Below are 22,095 nucleotides of genomic sequence, written 5' to 3' on the forward strand. Positions count from 1 at the left end.
TACATATAGACTCCTGCGGGAACAAAGGCCTCGATGAGACCCCGCAGACAGAAAAGCGAAGGCGACTGATCAGCGGCGTACGAACGGGAGCCAATCCTGTACTGTGGATAAAGAAAACACGGCGAGGGCCCACAGGATGTGGGTCACGTCGACGTTGTGACGTACAGGATGTACTAATGCAGGCGAAGCGACAGGACGTGCCGCTTTTAGTCGACGTTCCTCTTGCCGATGTTGACTTATCGTAGGGAAAGGATTGGATCGTTCGCTAGCCGCTAGGAGCCTAAGCTAGACAGGCGTTAAGCGTCGAGGAGGCTCATTAGCCTTGTCTAGTTGTGAATAAATTAATATGGATCTGCCTCGTGACTCTCTTTCACCGCGTCTTTTGTTGCTGCATTGGCATCGATTGAGCCTTGTCCATATTTAGAAGCCCCTGCTTCTTTTCCTGGAACATTATTTGTCTCCATTCCTTGTAATTCTTGCATTTTCTTTTCAATGCCATCTTTTACCCGGCGACCGTAATCTTCGTCTGCTTGTGTAAAATGCTCAATCATAGCATCCTGTATGCGTTTGTCACATATAGCTAGTGCTTCTGAAAGATTTTTAATTAACTCATCACGTTCCCATTCATCGTAGCTTCTGTATGTCTCTCCTGCCTGACCATAATTATTTGGTCGATCAATTGGCTCACTCAATACAGCAGCATTATAAGTTGGCTGATGCGGAGGACGTTCCTGCTTACTTGCTTCCTTATATCCACCTAGCATGGAAGGCTCATAGTTAATATGAGCGTTATCTTTAAATTGTTCTGGATCTCTTGGATCCATTTGTCCTCTTCGTTGATTTGTACGAACAGGAGTATTAGGAGCATTCACCGGTAATTGTAAATAGTTTGCTCCAACTCGGTGTCGTTGTGTATCAGAATAGGAAAAAGTACGACCTTGAAGCTTTTTATCATCGGAGAAATCCATACCGTCTACAAGAACTCCTGTACCGAAGGCTGCCTGCTCTATTTCTGCATGATAGTCTATAGGGTTACGATTAAGGACCATACGACCTACAGGAAGCCAAGGAAACTTATCTTCTGGCCATAGTTTCGTATCGTCAAGAGGATCAAAATCAAGTTCTGGATGATAATCATCCTCCATAATTTGGACAAAAAGCTCCCATTCAGGATAATCTCCACGTTCAATTGCTTCATATAAATCTTGTGTTGCATGACCAACGTTCTTTGCTTGAATTTTTTCTGCTTCCTCTTGTGTTAAATTACGGATACCTTGTTTAGGTTCCCAATGATATTTCACTAAAACAGCTTCACCCTTATCATTCACCCACTTGTACGTATTTACACCAGAACCTTGCATATGCCGATATGTAGCTGGGATTCCCCAAGGAGAAAACAAAATCGTAATCATATGTGTAGCCTCTGGTGTTCTTGAAACAAAATCAAACATCCTTTGTGGGTTTGGTACATTGGATGCCGGATCAGCTTTAAATGCATGTATCATATCAGGGAACTTCATCGCATCACGAATAAAAAATATCTTCAAATTATTTCCGACTAAATCCCAATTCCCATCTTCTGTATACATTTTTACTGCAAATCCACGCGGATCTCTTGCCGTTTCTGGTGAATCTTTTGCCCCAGCTACAGTTGAAAAACGTACTAAGACTGGTGTTTTCTTTCCAGCACCAGAAAATACTTTCGCTCGAGTATATTTTTCAACCGGTTCATTGCCGACTTTTCCATATGTTTCAAAATATCCAAAAGCACCAGCACCTCTGGCATGTACTACACGCTCAGGTACTTCTTCGCGATCAAAATGAGAAATTTTTTCAATGAAATGATAATTTTCAAGTGTAGCTGGACCACGATTACCAACCGTACGAATATTTTGATTATCTGTTACCGGATGACCTTGTCGATTTGTTAGTATTTCACGATCTATGTCTTGATTTAATGAATCTTGATTCTCTTCATTATTTGCCATAAAGAAAACCTCCTAATTTTAAATATAAACACCACCTAGCTTTCCATAAAATTTAAAATTTTATGCTGTTTCTATTAGTACTTATGATTACTATTAAAAGGAAAAAAGCGCTGCATCATCACAAATGAAACAACGCTTTTTGTATTAGTGATTCTTATAGGGTTCGAACCCAATATGCTGTGCACTTCGGAAAGCGTAGTGTATTTCCGAAGCGATATAGTTTTACTTCCATTGTTCAGATGTTATTGTCCTAACCTCTTTAACTTAAACAGAGTATTTTTCTGCTGATTCTACTGTTTGTTTCAACAAAGTAGCAATAGTAACTGGACCAACACCACCAGGAACAGGTGTTATTGCACTAGCAACTTCATAACAAGTTTTATAATCAATATCACCAACATTCCCTTCGTTATAACCTGCATCTAAAATGATTGAACCGTCCTTTAGCCAGCTACCTTTAATAAATTCAGGCTTTCCTACTGCTGCAACAACAATGTCTGCTAGTTTTAAGATTTCAGGTAAATTGGAGGTTCTTGAATGGCAAGTGGTAACAGTCGCATTTGCATTAAGAAGTAAAGCAGAAACAGGTTTACCTAAGATTGGGCTTCTCCCTACTACTACAGCATGTTTACCATCAATTTGGATCTGGTAATGCTCTAAGATCTTCATGATTGCTGCTGGCGTGCAAGATGGATATTCTCCGAATCCTAACGCTGTCTGTCCGTAACCTGTGCTTGTTACACCATCTACATCTTTTCGAATATCAATTGCTTCAAATGCAGTGCGTTCATCAATATGTGGTGGTACTGGATGTTGTAAGAGAATACCATGAACCGAGTTATCATTATTTAATTCTTTTATTGTTTCTACCAACTCCGATGTACTTGTTTCTTCGGGCAAATGCACACGAATAGACTTCATACCTAATCTTTTACAAGCATTCCCTTTCATTTTTACATAGGTCTCTGAAGCAGGATTATCACCAACTAATATAGTAGCTAGGCATGGTATTAAACCATTTTTCTTTAATTTCTCAATACGAGTTTTCAAGCCCTCTCTTATTTCTTGGGCAACAACATTCCCATCCAAAACGATTTTATCCATAACTACGCCTCCTTAAAATATAATAAAAAAAGAGATAAGGATATATCCTTATCTCTGCCCAGACGACCCGACCATATATAAAACACAGCTTCCTTGTGGTCATTTCCACAAATGTCGTCAGTTACTGTGTCTACTTCCTTTATATAAATAAAAGATAACATATAGGGATTAATTGTCAAATTGAAAATATTATTTTTGTAATAAGTTTCCCCAATTCCCCCAAAACAGCTGTACTAATATTTTGACTCAAAACTGTATCAAAAAAAAACTGCTGAAATCACTTTGTTTATAAGCAATTTCAGCAGTTTTGTATTAGTGATTCTGATTGGGTTCGAACCAACGACCTCCACCCTGTCAAGGTGGCGCTCTCCCAGCTGAGCTACAGAATCTTAATATGTATTTTATTTCACACAATTAAATATACACTGAGGCTCTCCTTTTGTCAACAATACAAAACTGTATTATACATAAAAAGGCACCTAGTTTATCCTAGATGCCCCATCTCGATGGAGTTCTTATTCTGTAGAAATCCCTTTTTCTTTAAAGTATCTCATTGCACCTGGATGTATATCGAATGCAGTTCCATCTAAAGCTTTGTCTGCTGTAATAAATGTTCCTTTTGGATGGCCAAGTTTATCAGTACTTTCAAATAAAAGCTTTGTCACCTCATAAACTAGGGCTTCTGATATATCTGAATGAACGACTAACATAGCTTGTACTGCTGCAGTATGAACGTTTTCAACCGAGTCATATGTACCCGCTGGAATAGTATCCTTTTGATAATATGGATATTTGTTAATTAACTGCTCTAGCTTATCATCTTCTAGATTAATAATTACAATATCTTTTGTAGCTTTAAGCCCTTCTATTGCTCCTGTAGGGGTCCCACTAGTAAGAAATGCAGCATCTATTGTACCATCTTGAAGAGCTGTTGTAGAGTCGTCAAATGATAAATGACGAGTATTTACATCATCTATTGACATTCCATAAACCTCTAGGATCTGCTCTGCATTTGTTTTTGTACCTGATTGCTCTGATCCGATCGAAACAATCTTCCCTTTTAAATCTGCAACAGAATGAATTTCAGCTTCTTTTGTTGTAACAATTTGAATCGCTTCTGGATAAAGTGTACCTAATGCTTGAAGTTTAGTTACTTTATCACCTTCAAACATATGAGTACCCTCGATGGCAAAATTGGCAATATCCGATTGTGTGAATGCAAGTTGAGCATCACCTTCTTCAAGTAATTTCAAGTTCTCTACAGATGCTTCAGAAGTAATTGCATTTGTTTCGACACCTGTAGAATCTGTTATTAATTTGGCTAGATTGCCACCTATAGGATAATATGTACCACCAGTTCCACCTGTCGCTATCCTTAAAGACTCAATCCCATATTCACTTTCAGCCTTATCTGTATTCTTATCTTCTTTTTTCGTTCCTTCACAGGCAATCAATATGGATGATAATAGGAATAGAAAAGCAGTAAATAAAACAAATCTTTGTTTCAAAAGAACTCCTCCTCATGATGTAATAAAAAACAATTGCAAACATAATGGAATATGATAATTGTCTTTTTTCACAAACCATGAATTTCTATGATAAAATTATCACCAATATTAAAATTTCTATTCTATTATGGAGGACTTCAAATGGGAAATGTTCAAGGAACAATCAAGGAATATACTTTAAACAGTCGGGAATTAAATGATCAAATGATAACACTCGTTTATACACCTGCTACATTTTCACCATTTCTTGATTATTCCGTTCTGATTGTCCAAGATGTAAAAGATTATATACAAATGGGAAAACTTACACGTTTTACAGATGAATTAATCGAGAATAACGAAATAAAAAATATAATTATCGTTGGAACACATTACAAATCGATAGAAGATCGAAGAAATAAGTATCATCCTCAAGGGGAAGAAAATGAAGCTTTTATTCGATTTTTAGCTCATGAACTTGTGCCATGGATTGATAATAAATTTCCAACCACTGCGTTAGGAAAAGATAGATATATAATGGGGGATAGCTTGGCTGGCACTGTAGCATTCATGACTGCTGTTAAATACCCCAATATATTTGGTAATGTCATTATGCATTCACCTTATGTAGATGATCATGTGCTAACAGCAGCTAAACAGCATCCAAACCCTTCCCTCCTTTCCATATACCATGTGGTCGGAAAAGATGAAAAGGTAGTAAAAATCTCTAATAATCGCGATTTTTTAACACCTAATCGCAAGCTAAACGCAATTTTAGTGGAAAAAGGATTTCAATTATTTTATGATGAGTTTGATGGTGGCCACTCATGGAAATATTGGCAGCCAGATGTAAAAAGAGCCCTACAAAAAATGTTCATATAACGACTATGTAAAGTTTTGCTAATATTTGTTATAGTATAAGAGTAAGAATTGGTTTACTAAAATAGGAATAGGAGGATATGAAATGAAATACGGTATTGTTGTTTTTCCATCAAAAACATTACAAGATTTAGCTAATTCATATCGAAAAAGGTACGATCCTCACTATGCATTAATACCTCCACATCTAACACTACAAGAGGCATTTGAGACAGATATAGATGCTGATAAATTAACAAATATTATTTCAGAAATCGCAAAAAAATATGAACCGTTTCAATTAGAAGTTCATAAGGTAAGTTCATTTCAACCAATAAATAATACGATTTATTTTAAAGTGAAAATGAATGATGTCCTCCAAAATTTACATGAGGACTTCCAACAACAATTACCTTGTGAAGAATCAAAACACCCTTTTGTGCCGCATGTGACAATCGCACAAAAGTTATCTAACGATGAACATTCAGATGTTTACGGTTCTCTTAGAATGTTAGGAGTAGAACATAGTGAAGTAGTAGATCGATTCCACCTTGTTTACCAATTAGAGAACGGTTCTTGGACCGTTTATGAAACATTCCGACTTGGAAAGGATTAATCGTATAATGAACGTAATAAAAGTGAACAACGAAGAACAACTACAGGATGCTTTTGCAATTAGAAAAAAGGTTTTCGTAGAGGAACAACAAGTTCCCATTGAATTAGAAATAGATGAATATGAACAAGAGGCTACACATTTTGTTGTTTATGAGGAAGACAATTCTCCAGTGGGTGCAGGGAGATTTCGTGTTCTCGATCATTCCGGAAAAGTAGAAAGAATCTGTGTGTTACCCACATATCGTGGAACAGGTGCTGGAAAGAGAATGATGAATGCAATTGAAGATTATGCTAAAAGCCTAAAATTACCAAGCCTCAAGTTAAATGCACAAATTACTGCAATACCTTTTTACGAAAAATTAGGGTACGACGTTATTTCGGAGGAATTTATGGATGCTGGAATTCCTCATAAAACGATGAAAAAAACGATCACAGTTCCCACTACTTCCGTATAATTTTGTTCATGAAATCTAGCCTTGTACTCCTACGTGAATACAAGGCATTTTCATTACTTACACATATATGTCTATATTTTCACCTAAGCCGTCTTCTGTTACACCGGAAGTATTTTTTATTGTGTTATTAGATGTGCAAAATTGATGAACAGCTGATTGTTGAGTAAAGTTTTGCTTTAACTGTAGCGGTGGAATAGAAACTACCTCTGGACTTTTATTAGTGTTTCTAGTCTTCAGCATTCTTTCCCGATATTGCAGATATTGGGTTTGGTTTATTGGTAAAATATAGCCCATCTAAATCCCCCCATCACTATTCTTATAAACTTTACCCTCTTTCATTAACCTTAAACATTTTTATTTTTTATTCATCATTTTTGATATTTGCCCCATGTCTAACTTATTACCGTCTTTTGTGATGGATTCAACCATTTTGTCTTCGATTTCTTTCGATACTGGCTTATTCGCAATTTTTGATACCCTCTTAATAATCATACGAACTGTTTTTTCATCTTTAAAATTTGCATTTTGTAATGAATTCGCTAATTCAAAAATCTCATTCATGTTGACACCAGATTTTTTTTCAATGTTTTTAAAGAATTGATTTTCCATTTTTCGCCGCTCCTCCCTTAAATCTTTATATTGTATGAAGGAACTTGAAAGAAAGTGAAAGCGAAATAAAATAGAAAAGAAAGATGGAATAAATGAGTATCATTCATTCCATCTTTCTACGTCTTCATATTAGCAAAAGCTTGCGCCAACAATGATTAGTAAAATAAACAATACAACGATCAAAACAAATGAATTTCCGTAACCATAACCGCCACCATAGCCGCCATATCCGTACATTCACTTTCACCTCACTTTTATTGGTTCTTTCATAATTTATGTGAGGAGATTGTTTTCTGTATGGGCATATGTGCTAACTTTTATTTTTTATCAGCAATTAACCTTTAGGTTTGAATAATAACGCCCCGATAAATCCGAATACAATTGCTGCAGAAATACCGGATGATGTGACCTCAAACATACCAGTCAGAACGCCAACCAATCCATGTTTTTCTGCTTCGTTCATTGCTCCTTCTACAAGTGAATTTCCAAAGCTAGTAATCGGTATTGTTGCTCCTGCACCGGCAAAATCAATTAAAGGTTCATATAAACCAAAACCGGCTAAAATCGCTCCACTTACAACTAATATACTTAAGGTATGTGCAGGAGTTAGTTTGGCTACATCAAATAATAATTGTCCAATTACACAAATTAATCCACCAATGACAAAAGACCAAAAAAACATTGCAAGCATAGCTTTCAATCCTTTCTAACAACCTACTTACTCAAACTCAATTGCAATTGCATGTGCTATACACGGTATTGTTTCATTTTGTTGTACTGATAAAGGTGATAATAACGCACCTGTAGCAACAAATAATATTTTCTTATAAACTCCGGCTTTCATCTGATTTAATAAATGACCATACGTTACGACAGCAGAACAACCCGGGCCACTTCCACCTGCAAAGACTTCTTGATCATCATCATATAACAGTAAGCCACAGTCTTTAAATTGTTCATCTTTTATTTGCAGTCCTTTTTGCTCGAATAGTTTTAATGCTGTATTTCGTCCAATTTGAGCTAAGTCTCCTGTTACAATTAAATCATAATGACTCGGATCTAATTGTAAGTCAAAAAAATGTCGTTGAATCGTATCTGCAGCTGCTGGTGCCATTGCTCCCCCCATATTAAAAGGATCACTTAAACCCATATCTACTACTTTTCCAATTGTAGCAGCTGTAATTCGAGGATAAGGACTGGAGATTAAGTCACCGGAACCAATTAAGGCCACCCCAGCTCCCGTCACCGTCCATTGTGCTGTAGGTGGTTTTTGTCCACCGTATTCTGTTGGATATCTAAATTGTTTTTCAGCAGATGCGTTGTGACTTGCTGCTCCTGCAAGAACGTATTTTGCTCCACCACTATTGACGATAAGCGATGCGAGTGCTAATCCTGCTGTTGATGTTGCACATGCACTAAACAAACCAAAATAAGGAATTTGATTTGTTCGAGCTGCAAAACTAGTCGGTGTTATTTGATTTATTAAATCGCCAGCTAAGAAAAATTGTACATCCTCTTCCTTGAGTGCTTTCTTCCGTAATGCAATTTCAACGGCATCTTCTAATAAGATTCGTTGCGCCTTTTCATAGGAATCTTGTCCCATCCATAAGTCATCATGAAATTTATCAAAATCGGTTGATAATTTACTATCCTTTTCAAATGGGCCACCTACTACTCCTGTTGACAAAATTACTGGTTTATTATTAAATACCCATGTTTGAGCACCTTGTAGCAATTAAAACCCTCCCCATGTTGTAAGGATTGTTTTTATTAAGGCCACGACAAATGCAGAAAAGACACCAAATACAATAACAGAACCAGCTAATTTAAAAATATTACCTCCTACTCCTAAAACGAATCCCTCGGACCGATGTTCGATAGCAGAAGAAATAACTGCATTTCCAAAACCTGTTACTGGGACTGCACTACCAGCGCCTGCAAATTGACCTAGCCTATCATAAATACCAAAGCCCGTAAGTAGCATGGCGAAAAATACCATCGTGGATACTGTAGGATTTCCTGCTGTCTGTTCAGTGAAATCAAAGAAATATATATAAAAATAACTAACTGCTTGACCAATGAGACAAATAGTCCCACCAACCCAAAAGGCGCGGATACAATTTTTTAGAACAGGTCTTTTTAATTCTTGCTGTTTTTGCAATTTATCATATTCAATTTGTTCTGGCGTTTTTGTCTTATTCTTACTGGGCATTTTAAGTCATTTCCTTCTGTAATTTAATTATTTTATCTAATCTTTTCTTCGCATCATCAGCGGATATATTGTTTGTCTCAAGATCTTCTTTTAATCTAATTGTTTCCAGGAAAATTTTGTAATCACTTGAAACGATAAACTGATTATCAGGGTATTTTTCATGTAAAAAATCAGTTATTTTCTTTTCGATTTTTTTCATGTTAAAGCGATATAGATGTCTTACTTTGTACGAGACAACTACATCTTTATCACCTTCAATGATTGCAACATCATAAACTTCATCAAAATCTTTTACATCTTTTCTAACTTGGAATGCAATCGATTTATATTTGTCACGATAGCTAATTTCAACTGGAGCAGGATTAATAGACTTCATTAATGCACCCTTTGCTTTATCTCCGTCATTTTTAGATGCAGCAGAACAACCAACCAGTAACAGTGACAATGCTATAAGCACTACACATATCATTTTTTTACGCATAAGGCCCTCCCAAATTAAAAAACATCAACACATGTTAATATTTTTTACCACTATCGATAAATTATGAATGAAAATATGTAGGAAGAAGATGTACATTGAATAATAAAAAAAAGGAATCACATTTTTTGTGATCCCTTATTTTTTCTTTTATTGAGGTCTTTTTGGTTGCTTTTTTATTCGCTTACCACAACCGCATCCACGTTTCTTAGGAGTAGGAGGTGTAACTGGCCTTTGATTTCCTTGTGGTCTCTGCATTATTTATTCACTTCCTAATGTTTTTTTCAAAAGCAGCTTTCATTATATTTTATGTGGTAATAGAATGATTGGTCTTTATAATAGCCTTAATCCGAAAGAATTCTTTGTATAATTGTTTCGATGATTGCAGCTCCCCCTGCAAATGCAAAAATGAGAATAACTGGTTCAGCAATGTTGGGATTGAATTTCCATAATATGAAAACAGCAATTGCTACCCAAACTCCCGTACACCAGTAACAACTAAGCAATTCACCAATCCAGCCACGAATCCCCTTACTCCGGGGAATTAAATAAACTTCTGTTTCCCCTCCCTCCATTTCCTCCTCATATTCCTCCATAAATGGTGCCCTTATGAAAGCCGTTATCTGATCATATACAATCAACCTTGTTATTCTAAACACCGCTAGAACAATTAACACAAGTTGTAACCAAGAAATATCCATTTTCTCCACTCCTAACCTGCCTATTTTCCCAAAATGGGTATCTGTCTGTAACTCATTTGTCTCTACTCTAATATGTTATTAGTGTAAATGAATCAATTATGATAAGGAGGAAATGAACTATGGGTTTTGAAGATATGGAATCAAGCGATGTGCTTGGGGTAGATAGAAACAACCACTGCGGATGTACTTCAGGTTGTGTATGTCAAGTAGTACGCGCTATAAAAGATATACAAGATGAAGCCGTAGAAGATGAGTGCTTAAGCTGTACATCAAGCTGCTTTATTGAGCCTCTTGGCGACCTAGCACTTCCAACCCGTGAACGTGCAGATACACGTGTATTCACGTTAACAAATAAAGATGGCGATCTATTCAAAGGACTCTTTAGAGGTCATGATGGAAAGTGTGTTTCTGTTTACTTTAGAGTAGAGGAAATCTTCGATAACTGCTGTGCTACTTTACGTGTACTCATCCCACTTAAGAAAGATAGAACAACTGTTGTTAAAATAATGAATAACGGCAAAATCGATTATGAAGAACTATGCTCAGTTCGTCACTGGGCTAGAAGCAACAGCTGTATTACAGTAGATCTTCATTGCTTCTGTGCAGTACAATGTATCGCTGATGTTGATTTAGAAATTTGTGAGTAAAAATTAAATGGAAATGGAGAAAATTCTCCATTTCCATTTTTCTATTCTGAGTTTTATAAAATAATGCGTATGCCTTTAATTTCATTCACTTGTAATTCCACTATTTCTCCTTGGGAATTTCGTATGCCCACTTTCCCTTCACCAAAACTATCTAGAAAACCACGAGCCCTATTCGATTCAGTGATAAATTCACAAGCATATGGTGGTTGACTTTTTGGGAATCTTGATAAATATTGAAGCTTTTCTGGTATAGACATGCTTCTAAATGATTTTACCGGAGATAATTTCCACGTCTTTCTTTCTTTCAAATCTGGGACTTTCACATCTTTCCCTTGTTCAATCGATTGCTCTCGGAAATAATCAGCTGCTTTTTTTTGTACTACTTCTTCTTTAACACTATTTTCGTTGTTAACCACTTCATTACCATCAAGAGTATGAGTATCTTGATTATGTGTATTAAGATTAATGCCTTCGACTTCTCTTTGTATATCCCTAGAGGTGATAAATGTATCTTGCATTTTTATTACTGGTTTCGGAAAGTTTGGCTGATGAATGTATAATAAAGGTTCCCCTTTTTTTTGTATTGATTGATCCTCCATGAAGGAGCACCTCCTCTTCTTTTTACTTCGTTTATATGTATGCTACAAATGGGCTAATGTTTCAGAATGAATATAAAAAAGCAACTGCCATCCGATGATGACAATTGCTTTTTATTATACTCCCATAATATGGTAGCCACTATCTACGTGGATATTTTCACCAGTAATTCCACGAGCTAAGTCACTAAATAAAAATAATGCTGTATCGCCAACCTCTTCTGGCGTTGTTGTTCTACGTAAAGGAGCTTTTTCTTCAATATCTTTCAATACGCTATTAAAGTCGCTAATTCCTTTTGCAGATAAAGTTCTGATTGGTCCAGCAGAAATCGAATTTACACGAATACCATATTTTCCTAAATCAGCTGCAAGGTATTTCACACTTGCTTCAAGGGATGCCTTTGCAACACCCATTACGTTATAGTTTGTAACGACACGTTCACCACCGAGGTAAGTCATTGTTACTACACTGCCGCCCTCTGGCATAATTTCTAAATTCTGTACTGTTTTTAATACAGCTGTTAGAGAATAAGAGCTAATATTTTGTGCTAATAAGAACCCGTCACGAGTTGTATTTAAATATTCACCACTTAATTCCTCTTTATTTGCAAATGCGATACAATGAGCAATTCCATGAATATGACCTACTTCTTCCTTAATGTTTTGGAAGCATTTGTCAATATCTTCATCCTTTGTAATATCACAAGGTAATACGAGTGACTTTTCACCATCTAATGAATCTGCTAGTTCACGGACACTTTTTTCAAGTCTTTCTCCAGCATATGTGAAGATTAGTTTTGCTCCTGCACTATGTAGAGATCTTGCAATTCCCCATGCAATACTACGTTTATTCGCTACACCCATTACTACATACGTTTTTCCATTTAAAGAAAGAGTCATGATTTTATATCCTCCTAATTTTAATACAAGTTATTAGTACCTAGTACTAATCATACACGAGAAGTTTCTATGTTGTAAAGACTGAGCACAAAAGAATTCATCTTTTGTGCTCATTAGTGTTACGAATATTGAAGTTCTCTTTTTAATTCATCTACATATTCTTCTGTTCCAGATACGACTAATCGATCTTGCATATGCAGTTCTGTATCACCATGCGGCACTAGTGAATCATTGCCACGGAAAATCCGAACAATAATTACATCGCCCATAAATGGAAATTCTCTGAGCTTCATATTATCATAATTTCGATTTGTCATTTCAATCTCATATAGAGCAGTTTCCCTATTTGTCATGATATCTGCAATATGTGGTGATTCTATTAAGGCTTTCATAAGTACCGTCGTTGACAGAATTGTTGAGAATACTTCTACTTCATTTTCTTCCAGTGTATCTTCTAAATCCGGACTTTCGATACGTGCAATAACTCTTTCAACACCACGCTCTTTTGCACTTATTGCTAACAAGGAATTTAATTCCTCATCACCTGTCGATATGAATAAAATATCAGAATCAAATACTCCTGCAGTCTCTAGTTCTTTTTCTGAATAATCTTCTAGTTCCACAATATTAAACGCAGAATCTGTAACTTGGGAATCTGGTTTTTCTAGCTTTTTATGAAATACGGTTGTTTCAAATAGATCTGTTGATAATTCTTTTGAAACCGGTAGTGTTAACTGATTAGCACCAATAAAGGCCGTTTTTTGTTTTCTCTCATAGCCATTTTCTTTTGGAAACCACTTTCTAAAGAAAATTGGTGTGATAATACAAGAAATTACAGCAACTAAAATTAACATCCCGCTCATTTCCGGTGTAATAATCTCCATACCTTCTGCAATCTTTGCTGCCGCGATTACAAGTGACAGTGTAGAGGTTAGTAAAAAAGCAGATGCCATTACAGTTTTCAGATCATACCATTTTCTTAATATCAAAACTGGTATCACTTTTGATATGAGAAGAGCAATTAATAATAATGGAATAAAGAGCAACATCTTTTTATCACTCAAAAGTGACCATAAGTCTAGTTCTACACCAACCATTACAAAGAAGATAGGTATCAAGAATCCATAACCAAATGAATCTAGCTGGTGTATCATTTCTTGTTTTGGATTTAAAAGAGATACAAGTGTTCCAGCTAAAAATGCTCCTAGTATATTTTCTGCACCGACAGTTTCAGATAATGCCACTAATACAATAATTAACGTAAAGATAGCTCTAGTACCAATTTGCGTTGTACCAGTTGATAACTTCTCTACTAATGCGCGATTTTTAAAGCGTCTTCCAATGAAATAGATTAATACTCCAGCGCCAAATAAGATTAGTAACAACCACATATTGCCTTGGTCTTCACCAGAAATGGATACAAAGACTGCAAGAAGGATCATTGTTACTAAATCAGCGATAACAGCAATTAATAAGATGATTTGCCCTATCCCAGTTTTTGTTATATTTGCTTCCTTTAAAGTAGGAACTACAACACCAAGTGAGATCGTAGAAATAATTAATGTCATAAGGAATATATCATCGATTAATCCCATTGCAACAAATAGGTACGACAATCCAACTGATGCAATAAATATTCCTAGGAAAATAATCATAGAAACACCTAGACGGTTGGGCTCTACTTTTCCATTTGGCAAAATTATTTTCTTTTTGGTTGTTTTAAAGGCTGAAAAATCAATTTCAACTCCACTTAAGAACATTAGAAAAATAAACCCTAATGTCGATAATGTTTCCAGCCATGATCCACCTTCAATTAAGTCAAAACCACTCTTACCTATAATTAAACCCATAATTATTTCTGCAATTACGACAGGTATAAAAGCTAATCGAAATCGATGTAAAATAAATGGAGTTAAGAATGCCACAATCAACACAATAACAAGCGAGCTTAAAGATTCATGTTCCATAAAAAAGTACCAACTTTCTTTTTAAACTAAATAACTCATAAACATGGTTGCTAAACCAAAATAAATCAAAATGGATGTAATATCATTCATCGTTGTAATAAAAGGTCCCGAGGCAACTGCTGGGTCAATTTTCAACTTATGCATTACTAATGGGACAAGTGCTCCGGCCATCGTTGCAACAAATAAAGAAGATAAAATAGACACGCCTACGAGAAAACCTAGAAACAACTCTCCCTTCCAAACAAATACAACAAGAGTCACTACGATTCCGCAAATAGAACCGGTTATTAGTCCTGTGCCCGCTTCTCGAATGATTAGCTTAAACTTATTTGCTTCTTCTAGTTCACCTGTCGCGATTCCACGTACTGCAACAGCTAATGCTTGTGTTCCAGTATTTCCTGCCATTCCTGCAATAAGCGGAATAAATACAGCCAAGATTGATACTTGATTTAGAGTATCTTCAAAGCGACCAATTAAACTCGCAGTAAACATCCCTAGGAATAGTAAAATAATTAGCCAGGGTAGACGTTTTTTAGCAGCTGTAAATGGACTGCGATCAATTTTATCCATATCAGATACACCAGCAAGTTTCGAATAGTCATCTGATGCTTCCTCATCAATAACATCAATGATGTCATCAACTGTAATAATACCCAGTAAATGGTTTTGAAAATCGACTACTGGTAAGGCTAATAAGTCATAATCTCGCATTTGCCTTGCTGCTTCTTCTTGGTCCGTTCCTACGGAAACAGAGATGATTCTGTCGTACATAATATTAGCGATCATTGTATCATCATCACTAATAATTAAATCCCTTAATGATAATACTCCAACAAGTTTACTATCTTCGTCAACAACATATACATAATAAATAGTTTCTGCTTTTGGAGCCAAGCTTTTTAATATTTGCATTGCAGAACGGACGGTTTGGTTTTGAGAAATTGCTATGTACTCCGTTGTCATGATACTTCCTGCTGTATATTCAGCATAGTGGAGTAAGCCTTTTATGTCTTGAGCAGCTACTTTATCCATAATTGTTAGGTAACTTGCAGCTTGATCTTTATCTAGATTATTTAATACGTCAACCGCATTATCTGCATACATATTTGCTAACATATCAGCAGCATATTTTGGTTCCATTTCTGCTAATATATCTTTATACTCATCATCATCTATTTCTAACATTTCAAAGAAATCTGCTAGCTCTTTAGGTGATAGATAATGGTAGATTTTTAACCTAATTTCTGGCTCAACTCGAAAAAAGAATTGGGCTTGATCAAAATGATGTAGTTTCAGAAATTCTTCACGAAAAGTTTGGAGGTCATCTTCCGTTACAGCCTGAATTAATATTTGCTCATTTATTTGTTCATTTACTTCTTCATTTACTTGCATGATGAAGCCCTCCTCTCCATTGTCCACACTATCCTAACAAATTAGAAAGCATTTGTCTTCCAAAAATAGAAACATTAACGAAATAATCATGTATCCAATCTTCTTTTTCCATACAAGCATTATAAATGAAAAGTTGTTATAGTTCCATTTGAAAAGGTTATCCTATAAAATGTACAAAGTTGATACTTTTTAGGTGATGAAATGAAATTAGATATTATTGGGGATACTCATGGATGTTATGAAGAATTCAAACAATTAACTGAACAATTAAACTATGTTTGGACGGATGATATTCCCGTACATCCTGATGGTCGGAAACTTGCGTTTGTTGGAGATATTACGGATCGTGGTCCACATTCTTTAAAAATGATTGAAATCGTTTGGAAGCTTTGGAAGAAACAGGATGCGTTCTATGTGCCGGGAAATCACTGTAATAAACTTTACCGTTATTTCTTAGGTAGAAAAGTACAAATTACTCATGGTCTTGAAACTACTGTTGCTGAACTAAAAGCACTTTCCTTTAAAAAAGAAAATCATGTCAAAAAAATGTTTATGGAACTTTATGAATCGTCTCCACTTTACCACATTCTAGATGATGGTAAACTTGTGATTGCTCATGCCGGGATAAGAGAAGATTATATCGGTAAGCAAAATAAAAGCGTTGAAAAGTTTGTATTATACGGAGATATTACTGGAGAATTTCATGACAATGGCATGCCTGTTAGAAGAGATTGGGCAAAACATTATAAAGGGAAAGCACTTATTGTTTATGGTCATACACCTGTTGATAAACCAAGGCGAGTAGGAAATACAATAAACATTGATACCGGTGCTGTCTTTGGTGGAAAATTAACCGCACTTCGCTATCCAGAAAATGAAACAATTTCAGTACCATCCAGCCTTCCATTTATACAAGAGAAGTTTAATAAAATTGATTAAGCATTTGACAGCATAAGAAAACCTTCCAAAAAAATCACAATGATTCTTTTTGGAAGGATTCTTTTAGTTGCAGTAATTGCTTCATATCATCAGGCAATGGAGCAGTAAGTTGCAATAATTTTGATTGAAATGGATGGTGAAACTGAATCTCTGAACAATGAAGCGCCTGACGCTCCAACAACACTACATCACCACCATATAAATCATCTCCAATTAATGGATGATTAATAAATGCCATATGAACTCTGATCTGATGGGTTCTACCAGTTTCTAATTTTAGTCTAACATGAGAAAAGGAAGGATACTCAACGAGCTTTTGAAAATGTGTCACTGCATATTGCCCATCCATTCTAACTTCCCTCTCGATAATACTATTTGGATTGCGACCAATTGCAGCGTGAATGGTCCCCATTTCTTCTAACCCAATGCCTCCGACAAATGCTTCATAATATCGCTTAATTTCGTGTCTTTGTTGCATGATACTCAAGAGATGATGCGCATGCCTATGTTTTGCAATTAATACTAGCCCTGATGTATCACGATCTAGCCTAGTGACAATATGAATAGCTGCATGGATTCCCGTGCTTTCATAATAATGAACAAGTGCATTTGCTAAACTTGCAGTTGGATGCTCCCGCGAAGGAATTGTATTCATATATGGAGGCTTATTTATCACTAAAATGTCTCGATCCTCATATAAAATTTCTAAAGGTATGTTCTCCCCTAGCATTTGTTGATTCTTATCCTCCATTGGAAAAACAACTTCCACTATATCTAACTGCTGCAATTTATATTTTACTGTTTTTTCTACATTATTTACTTTAATGAATCCACCCGAAAATTTAATATCAGTTAACGCTCTACTAGATATGTTTTTTTCCTTCAAAAAAGTTTTTAACTCTTTACCAATATCATCATCGGTAATATGCCAGGTTAATGTAAATTGCTCCTGCACGTTAATTAGTCCCATCTGAAATAAATGAATCGTGTACCCTTTTCCAGAAAGGGAAAGGTCTAAATCTAGCAAAACGCACTTTTTCATCGGCCACACGAAACTGTATAGACTTCACATCTCGGTGCATAACAGTTAAATGATCAATTGTTACATGAAAGTCAAAGTCCTTAACTGGCTTTAAAACAACTGTGTGATGATCTGGCAATATAAGTGGTGAACCTACTGTACGAAAGACACGATTGTTGATGGAAGCTATTTCAGTTAACTGAATTGCATGTAAAGATGGATGGATGATAGCTCCGCCTAATGCTTTATTATACGCCGTACTACCAGATGGAGTAGAAATACATAATCCGTCACCACGGAAACGTTCAAAATGATCTCCCCTAATCTCAATGTCCATAACAAAAGTACCTACAAGACTTTTCACTGTAGATTCATTCAATGCAAGATATCTTGTTTCTTTACCACCATGTCGATAACGAATAATTGTTTCCAATAACGGGTATTCAATCACTTGGTAATGTGTTTTCGCTATAGCGATCACTAATTTTTCGATTTCACTTGGTACCCAATCAGCATAGAATCCTAAATGACCAGTATGCACTCCGACAAATGCAGTCTTATCTAATCTTGAACTATAACGATGAAACGCGTATAGCAATGTTCCATCACCGCCAACCGATATAACAATATCTGGTTTCCCCTCATCATATATTAGTTCAAAGTCTTCTAAATACGTTCTCATTTTTTGCTTTAGTGCATTTGATTCTGGATTTCCTTTTGAAGTTATAGCAAATCTCAAAATACTCATCCTTTCATAGGAAGTTGTACTACTTATCGATCTTTTTTCCCGTTTCCTTATTTTTTGTAAAATAAACTTGAGCTTCTTGAATCTCATCTTTTATTTTTGACATTTCTTCATCCAGACGAAATGCTGCCTCAGCAGCACCTTGAAGTCGTTTATTAATTTCTTCTGGAAACTGCCCCTTATATTTATAGTTTAAAGAGTGCTCAATAGTTGCCCAGAAGTTCATCGCTAAAGTTCGAATTTGTATTTCAGCTAATATTTTCTTCTCCCCTGTAATTGTTTGAACAGGATATTCAATAACAACGTGATAAGAGCGATAGCCACTTGGTTTTTTATGAGAAATATAATTTCTTTCTTCTACAATTCGAAAGTCGTTTCTATTTCGCAGTAATTTCACCACTGTTTCAATATCATCTACAAATTGACACATCATGCGTAGCCCTGCAATATCTTGCATTTCTGTCGCTAATTTATCCAGTGGAATATTCTTAATCCTTGCTTTATCTAATATGCTAGCAACCGGCTTCACACGACCCGTTACGAATTCAATTGGGGAGTGAGTATGTTCTTGTTCAAATTGGCGTCTCATCCCCTTTAACTTTATTTTTAATTCTTCAATTGCTTGTTTATATGGTGCTAAAAATTGGTCCCAATTGTTCACTTACATGTCACCTCTTCAAAGTTAAACACAATCTCAATCATTTATAATAGAATAATCGCCTCTTTATTTTAGCATAAACATTATATTTTCCTATTAAAAACAATTGAAACAAAGAGAATTTAAAAGGATAATACTGATAAGAACTTGTAAGGGGACATACGTATGTCAAGAAACTTGGAAATTGAATTTAAAAATATTGTATCGAAATCGGAATTTGACTATCTGATCGAGTCATTTCAGATTTCAGAAAAGGATTTCTTCACTCAAATTAATCATTACTTTGATACAAAACTACTTTCATTAAGGAATGTTGGTGCTGCTTTAAGAATTAGAGAACTCCCTAATAGAAGTGAGTTAACTTTAAAGATTCCTCAAGGTCAAGGTTTACTGGAGATAAATGATCATCTTACTGAACATCAAGTTAAGGAGATTATGACATATAGCCACTTCCCACCATGTGAAGTACTCAATGAACTACGAAAAATGGAAATTGAGCAAGATGAAATTGAATGTGTTGGTTCATTGCGTACTGATCGTGCAGAAATTCCCTATAAAAACGGAACATTAGTTTTTGATCATAGCTATTATTTAGGGAAAGAAGATTTTGAGATAGAATATGAAGTAGCTAATTGGGATGAGGGAAATGATATTTTCAGACAGTTATTAATGGAGTATAATATTAAAGTGAGACCTACATTAAGTAAAATTGCCCGTCTTTATGAACAAAAAATGAGGTGAGACTCTATGAATACATTAGGTCAAATAAAATCATTAATGGAACTGCAATTACTACAGGGATTCTCCCGCTCTAATAACAAATCCACTAATAGCCAGGATTTTCAACAACTACTACAACAAACGATATTAGAATCTACATCTAACTCTGCAAGAAACGGATCTATAAATCATCATGTATTAGGTACTGTTCAGTATCTGCAATATCAACCCTCATTTGCCAGAACAGAAATTGATAATGCAATGGTTCAAGAAGCAACTACTAGTACATTTGAAGCATCTTCTAAAGAGATAGATGACATAGTGGAAGAAATAGCAAAAAAATATAACCTGCCCGTAAAATTAATTAAATCGGTTATTAAACATGAATCTAACTTTAATCCTACTGCAGTTAGTAGTGCAGGTGCTTCAGGACTTATGCAACTTATGCCTAAAACAGCCCGTGGACTAGGAGTTACAGATATATTTGATCCTGTACAAAATATTAATGGTGGTAGTAAATATTTACGAAACATGCTTGATAAATATAATGGTGATTTAACACTCGCGCTAGCTGCCTATAATGCTGGTCCTGGTAATGTTGATAAATATGGAGGTATCCCTCCTTTTAAAGAAACACAAAACTATGTAAAAAAAGTCTTAGGAACATTTTATAGCTAAAACGACTAGACTTATATCTGTGCAAGTACATCTGCAAACGGAAATACACTTCGCTCTTCTAAGCACCTTGGAAAGCGAAGTGTATTTTCTCCGTGGTAGGATTCAATTCCTATTAAATATCCCTTCAAAAATAAGCTGTATTTTGTATTCTTGAAAACCCCTCTTATAAGAACCACACTCGAAATTTCACAGCAGTGACGCTTTCCTACAAAATACCTGCAAATTTACATGAATTAGTTCAATTAAAAATCTTGTCCATATTTTCCCTAGCCTATTTCTTTCCTCTTCTTTTTTTGTGATTAGATTCACACAGTACTATTTATTTGAGTTATTAAAAAGTCGTTGCTACAATATACATACTAATTAACACAACGAAAAAAGGAGCGATTCATATGGTTTCGAATAGTAGCATGCCGTATGACTCGAATTTAACTAATAATAAGCCTTTGGAGATATATTTATTCATCGATCCATTTTGTTTAGATTGTTGGTCACTTGCTCCAATAATTAGTAAACTACAAATGGAATATGGCGATTACTTTACGTTAAAGTATGTATTATGCGGAAAATTGGATGTACTTAATAAAAAAATAAGTAACATTTCAGAAGATCAGTATAATAGCAACTGTCACTCTAGAGAAATTGATCATAGTTCTGATAAATGTGTTTTCTTACCTCATTTAGCTGCGATAAGTATTAAAGCTGCTGAATTACAAGGGAAAAGAGCTGGCATTCGTTTTATCCGGAGACTACAAGAATTACTTTTTGTTGAGAATAAAGATATTACAGATATTAATGTGTTACAGCATTGCGCACAAAATATTGGGTTAGATCTAGATGAATTTATACGTGATATTTATTCACCTAGTGCTGCAAAAGCTTTTCAATGTGATGTGCGAATCTCAGCTGAGATGGAAGTAAATGAAATGCCAGCGATGGTATTCTTTAACGAAAATATTGAGGATGAAGGCTTGAAAATCACAGGTCTCTATTCCTATGATATTTATGTTCAGGTTTTGACAGAACTGTTAGAATGTAAACCAAAACCAGCGGAAAAGCCACCATTGGAACTATTTTTATCGATAAACCCAATTATCGCTGTTCAAGACTTAGCTATGATCTATGATCAACCTGTCCACAAAATAGAAAGACAAATGAAGCAACTACAACTTCAAAGAAAAGCACAGAAATTACAAGCTAAAAATGGACCAGTATGGAAATATACTTCTAAATGTTTATATTAAACAGAGTTTAGGACCATTTTGATAAGCATCCCAGACAATTTACAGTTTGAACAATATTTTTCCAATAAGATTATAGAAGGA

26 protein-coding genes, 1 tRNA gene and 1 riboswitch are annotated in these 22,095 nt (G+C 35.4%); of the genes, 8 read left to right on the top strand and 19 right to left on the bottom strand.

Going from position 1 to position 22,095, the window contains the following annotated elements:
- Positions 1 to 341: 341 nt before the first annotated feature.
- The 4 genes from ACFPM4_RS04250 to ACFPM4_RS04265 form a co-directional block, all read right to left on the bottom strand.
- Positions 342 to 1,988 (bottom strand): catalase, encoded by a 1,647-nt coding sequence (locus ACFPM4_RS04250; protein ID WP_382348001.1) that lies wholly within the window; start codon positions 1,986 to 1,988, stop codon positions 342 to 344.
- Positions 1,989 to 2,252: 264 nt separating this feature from the next.
- Positions 2,253 to 3,092, bottom strand: a complete 840-nt coding sequence (locus tag ACFPM4_RS04255; protein WP_382348004.1) for a bifunctional 5,10-methylenetetrahydrofolate dehydrogenase/5,10-methenyltetrahydrofolate cyclohydrolase — start codon at positions 3,090 to 3,092, stop codon at positions 2,253 to 2,255.
- 49 nt (positions 3,093 to 3,141) lie between these two features.
- Positions 3,142 to 3,227, bottom strand: a riboswitch (ZMP/ZTP riboswitch).
- Positions 3,228 to 3,408: 181 nt separating this feature from the next.
- A tRNA-Val gene (locus ACFPM4_RS04260) sits at positions 3,409 to 3,481 on the bottom strand.
- Between the two features lie 126 nt (positions 3,482 to 3,607).
- Positions 3,608 to 4,600 carry a TAXI family TRAP transporter solute-binding subunit gene (locus ACFPM4_RS04265; protein ID WP_382348007.1) on the bottom strand — a complete coding sequence of 331 codons (993 nt, stop codon included), beginning with the start codon at positions 4,598 to 4,600 and terminating at the stop codon, positions 3,608 to 3,610.
- A 141-nt stretch (positions 4,601 to 4,741) separates the two neighbouring features.
- Between ACFPM4_RS04265 and ACFPM4_RS04270 the strand changes: the two genes are divergently transcribed.
- The 3 genes from ACFPM4_RS04270 to ACFPM4_RS04280 all read left to right on the top strand — a co-directional run bounded on the left by ACFPM4_RS04270 (position 4,742) and on the right by ACFPM4_RS04280 (position 6,507).
- Positions 4,742 to 5,461, top strand: a complete 720-nt coding sequence (locus tag ACFPM4_RS04270) for an alpha/beta hydrolase (RefSeq protein ID WP_382348010.1) — start codon at positions 4,742 to 4,744, stop codon at positions 5,459 to 5,461.
- Between the two features lie 82 nt (positions 5,462 to 5,543).
- Entirely contained in the window at positions 5,544 to 6,053 is a 510-nt protein-coding gene (locus ACFPM4_RS04275; protein WP_144922415.1) for a YjcG family protein, read from the top strand.
- A 7-nt stretch (positions 6,054 to 6,060) separates the two neighbouring features.
- Positions 6,061 to 6,507, top strand: coding sequence for a GNAT family N-acetyltransferase (locus ACFPM4_RS04280; RefSeq protein WP_382348014.1), 447 nt, complete (start codon positions 6,061 to 6,063; stop codon positions 6,505 to 6,507).
- Between the two features lie 57 nt (positions 6,508 to 6,564).
- Here ACFPM4_RS04280 and ACFPM4_RS04285 read toward each other — a convergent pair whose 3' ends face one another.
- The 8 genes from ACFPM4_RS04285 to ACFPM4_RS04320 all read right to left on the bottom strand — a co-directional run bounded on the left by ACFPM4_RS04285 (position 6,565) and on the right by ACFPM4_RS04320 (position 10,507).
- The gene (locus ACFPM4_RS04285) at positions 6,565 to 6,801 is read right to left on the bottom strand and encodes a hypothetical protein (RefSeq protein WP_382348017.1); all 237 of its coding nucleotides are present in this window, start codon (positions 6,799 to 6,801) and stop codon (positions 6,565 to 6,567) included.
- A gap of 60 nt (positions 6,802 to 6,861) precedes the next feature.
- Positions 6,862 to 7,116: a sporulation-specific transcription regulator SpoVIF gene (spoVIF, locus tag ACFPM4_RS04290; RefSeq protein WP_382348020.1), complete on the bottom strand. Its 255-nt coding sequence runs from the start codon at positions 7,114 to 7,116 to the stop codon at positions 6,862 to 6,864.
- Positions 7,117 to 7,245: 129 nt separating this feature from the next.
- Positions 7,246 to 7,353, bottom strand: a complete 108-nt coding sequence (locus ACFPM4_RS04295; protein WP_144922429.1) for a YjcZ family sporulation protein — start codon at positions 7,351 to 7,353, stop codon at positions 7,246 to 7,248.
- Positions 7,354 to 7,450: 97 nt separating this feature from the next.
- Positions 7,451 to 7,807: a stage V sporulation protein AE gene (gene spoVAE / locus ACFPM4_RS04300; protein ID WP_144922432.1), complete on the bottom strand. Its 357-nt coding sequence runs from the start codon at positions 7,805 to 7,807 to the stop codon at positions 7,451 to 7,453.
- Positions 7,808 to 7,834: 27 nt separating this feature from the next.
- A complete protein-coding gene (gene spoVAD, locus ACFPM4_RS04305) occupies positions 7,835 to 8,851 on the bottom strand; it encodes a stage V sporulation protein AD (RefSeq protein WP_382348024.1) in 1,017 nt (338 codons plus the stop codon).
- The gene (gene spoVAC / locus ACFPM4_RS04310; protein WP_144922438.1) at positions 8,852 to 9,328 is read right to left on the bottom strand and encodes a stage V sporulation protein AC; all 477 of its coding nucleotides are present in this window, start codon (positions 9,326 to 9,328) and stop codon (positions 8,852 to 8,854) included.
- A gap of 1 nt (position 9,329) precedes the next feature.
- Positions 9,330 to 9,809 carry a sporulation protein gene (locus ACFPM4_RS04315; protein ID WP_382348027.1) on the bottom strand — a complete coding sequence of 160 codons (480 nt, stop codon included), beginning with the start codon at positions 9,807 to 9,809 and terminating at the stop codon, positions 9,330 to 9,332.
- A gap of 341 nt (positions 9,810 to 10,150) precedes the next feature.
- Positions 10,151 to 10,507 (bottom strand): DUF1360 domain-containing protein, encoded by a 357-nt coding sequence (locus ACFPM4_RS04320; RefSeq protein ID WP_382348030.1) that lies wholly within the window; start codon positions 10,505 to 10,507, stop codon positions 10,151 to 10,153.
- A 119-nt stretch (positions 10,508 to 10,626) separates the two neighbouring features.
- On the opposite strand from ACFPM4_RS04320, the gene ACFPM4_RS04325 reads away from it, so the two are divergent.
- A complete protein-coding gene (locus ACFPM4_RS04325; RefSeq protein ID WP_382348033.1) occupies positions 10,627 to 11,154 on the top strand; it encodes a CotY/CotZ family spore coat protein in 528 nt (175 codons plus the stop codon).
- Positions 11,155 to 11,207: 53 nt separating this feature from the next.
- Here ACFPM4_RS04325 and ACFPM4_RS04330 read toward each other — a convergent pair whose 3' ends face one another.
- The 4 genes from ACFPM4_RS04330 to mgtE form a co-directional block, all read right to left on the bottom strand.
- The gene (locus ACFPM4_RS04330) at positions 11,208 to 11,753 is read right to left on the bottom strand and encodes a CotO family spore coat protein (RefSeq protein ID WP_382348036.1); all 546 of its coding nucleotides are present in this window, start codon (positions 11,751 to 11,753) and stop codon (positions 11,208 to 11,210) included.
- Between the two features lie 114 nt (positions 11,754 to 11,867).
- Entirely contained in the window at positions 11,868 to 12,650 is a 783-nt protein-coding gene (gene fabI, locus ACFPM4_RS04335; protein ID WP_144922450.1) for an enoyl-ACP reductase FabI, read from the bottom strand.
- Between the two features lie 119 nt (positions 12,651 to 12,769).
- Entirely contained in the window at positions 12,770 to 14,617 is a 1,848-nt protein-coding gene (locus ACFPM4_RS04340) for a monovalent cation:proton antiporter family protein (RefSeq protein WP_382348039.1), read from the bottom strand.
- A 21-nt stretch (positions 14,618 to 14,638) separates the two neighbouring features.
- Positions 14,639 to 16,009, bottom strand: coding sequence for a magnesium transporter (gene mgtE, locus ACFPM4_RS04345; protein ID WP_382348042.1), 1,371 nt, complete (start codon positions 16,007 to 16,009; stop codon positions 14,639 to 14,641).
- 201 nt (positions 16,010 to 16,210) lie between these two features.
- Between mgtE and prpE the strand changes: the two genes are divergently transcribed.
- Positions 16,211 to 16,948, top strand: a complete 738-nt coding sequence (gene prpE / locus ACFPM4_RS04350; protein ID WP_382348045.1) for a bis(5'-nucleosyl)-tetraphosphatase PrpE — start codon at positions 16,211 to 16,213, stop codon at positions 16,946 to 16,948.
- Positions 16,949 to 16,982: 34 nt separating this feature from the next.
- Here the strand turns inward: prpE and ACFPM4_RS04355 are convergent, their stop codons facing one another.
- The 3 genes from ACFPM4_RS04355 to yjbM are packed head-to-tail and all read right to left on the bottom strand — an operon-like array spanning position 16,983 to position 19,375.
- Positions 16,983 to 17,975 carry an RluA family pseudouridine synthase gene (locus ACFPM4_RS04355; protein ID WP_382348048.1) on the bottom strand — a complete coding sequence of 331 codons (993 nt, stop codon included), beginning with the start codon at positions 17,973 to 17,975 and terminating at the stop codon, positions 16,983 to 16,985.
- The gene (locus ACFPM4_RS04360; protein ID WP_144922465.1) at positions 17,905 to 18,708 is read right to left on the bottom strand and encodes an NAD kinase; all 804 of its coding nucleotides are present in this window, start codon (positions 18,706 to 18,708) and stop codon (positions 17,905 to 17,907) included. Before ACFPM4_RS04360 ends, ACFPM4_RS04355 begins: the two co-directional genes overlap by 71 nt.
- Positions 18,709 to 18,736: 28 nt before the next feature.
- Entirely contained in the window at positions 18,737 to 19,375 is a 639-nt protein-coding gene (gene yjbM, locus ACFPM4_RS04365; RefSeq protein WP_382348051.1) for a GTP diphosphokinase, read from the bottom strand.
- A gap of 162 nt (positions 19,376 to 19,537) precedes the next feature.
- Between yjbM and ACFPM4_RS04370 the strand changes: the two genes are divergently transcribed.
- The 3 genes from ACFPM4_RS04370 (at position 19,538) to ACFPM4_RS04380 (ending at position 22,014) form a co-directional block, all read left to right on the top strand.
- Positions 19,538 to 20,113 (top strand): CYTH domain-containing protein, encoded by a 576-nt coding sequence (locus ACFPM4_RS04370; protein WP_144922471.1) that lies wholly within the window; start codon positions 19,538 to 19,540, stop codon positions 20,111 to 20,113.
- Positions 20,114 to 20,119: 6 nt separating this feature from the next.
- Positions 20,120 to 20,770, top strand: a complete 651-nt coding sequence (locus ACFPM4_RS04375; protein WP_144922474.1) for a lytic transglycosylase domain-containing protein — start codon at positions 20,120 to 20,122, stop codon at positions 20,768 to 20,770.
- A gap of 392 nt (positions 20,771 to 21,162) precedes the next feature.
- Positions 21,163 to 22,014 (top strand): ClpXP adapter SpxH family protein, encoded by an 852-nt coding sequence (locus ACFPM4_RS04380; protein WP_144922477.1) that lies wholly within the window; start codon positions 21,163 to 21,165, stop codon positions 22,012 to 22,014.
- Positions 22,015 to 22,095: the final 81 nt, after the last annotated feature.

Source organism: Lederbergia graminis, assembly GCF_042655485.1.
Lineage (GTDB): Bacteria > Bacillota > Bacilli > Bacillales > Bacillaceae_C > Lederbergia > Lederbergia graminis.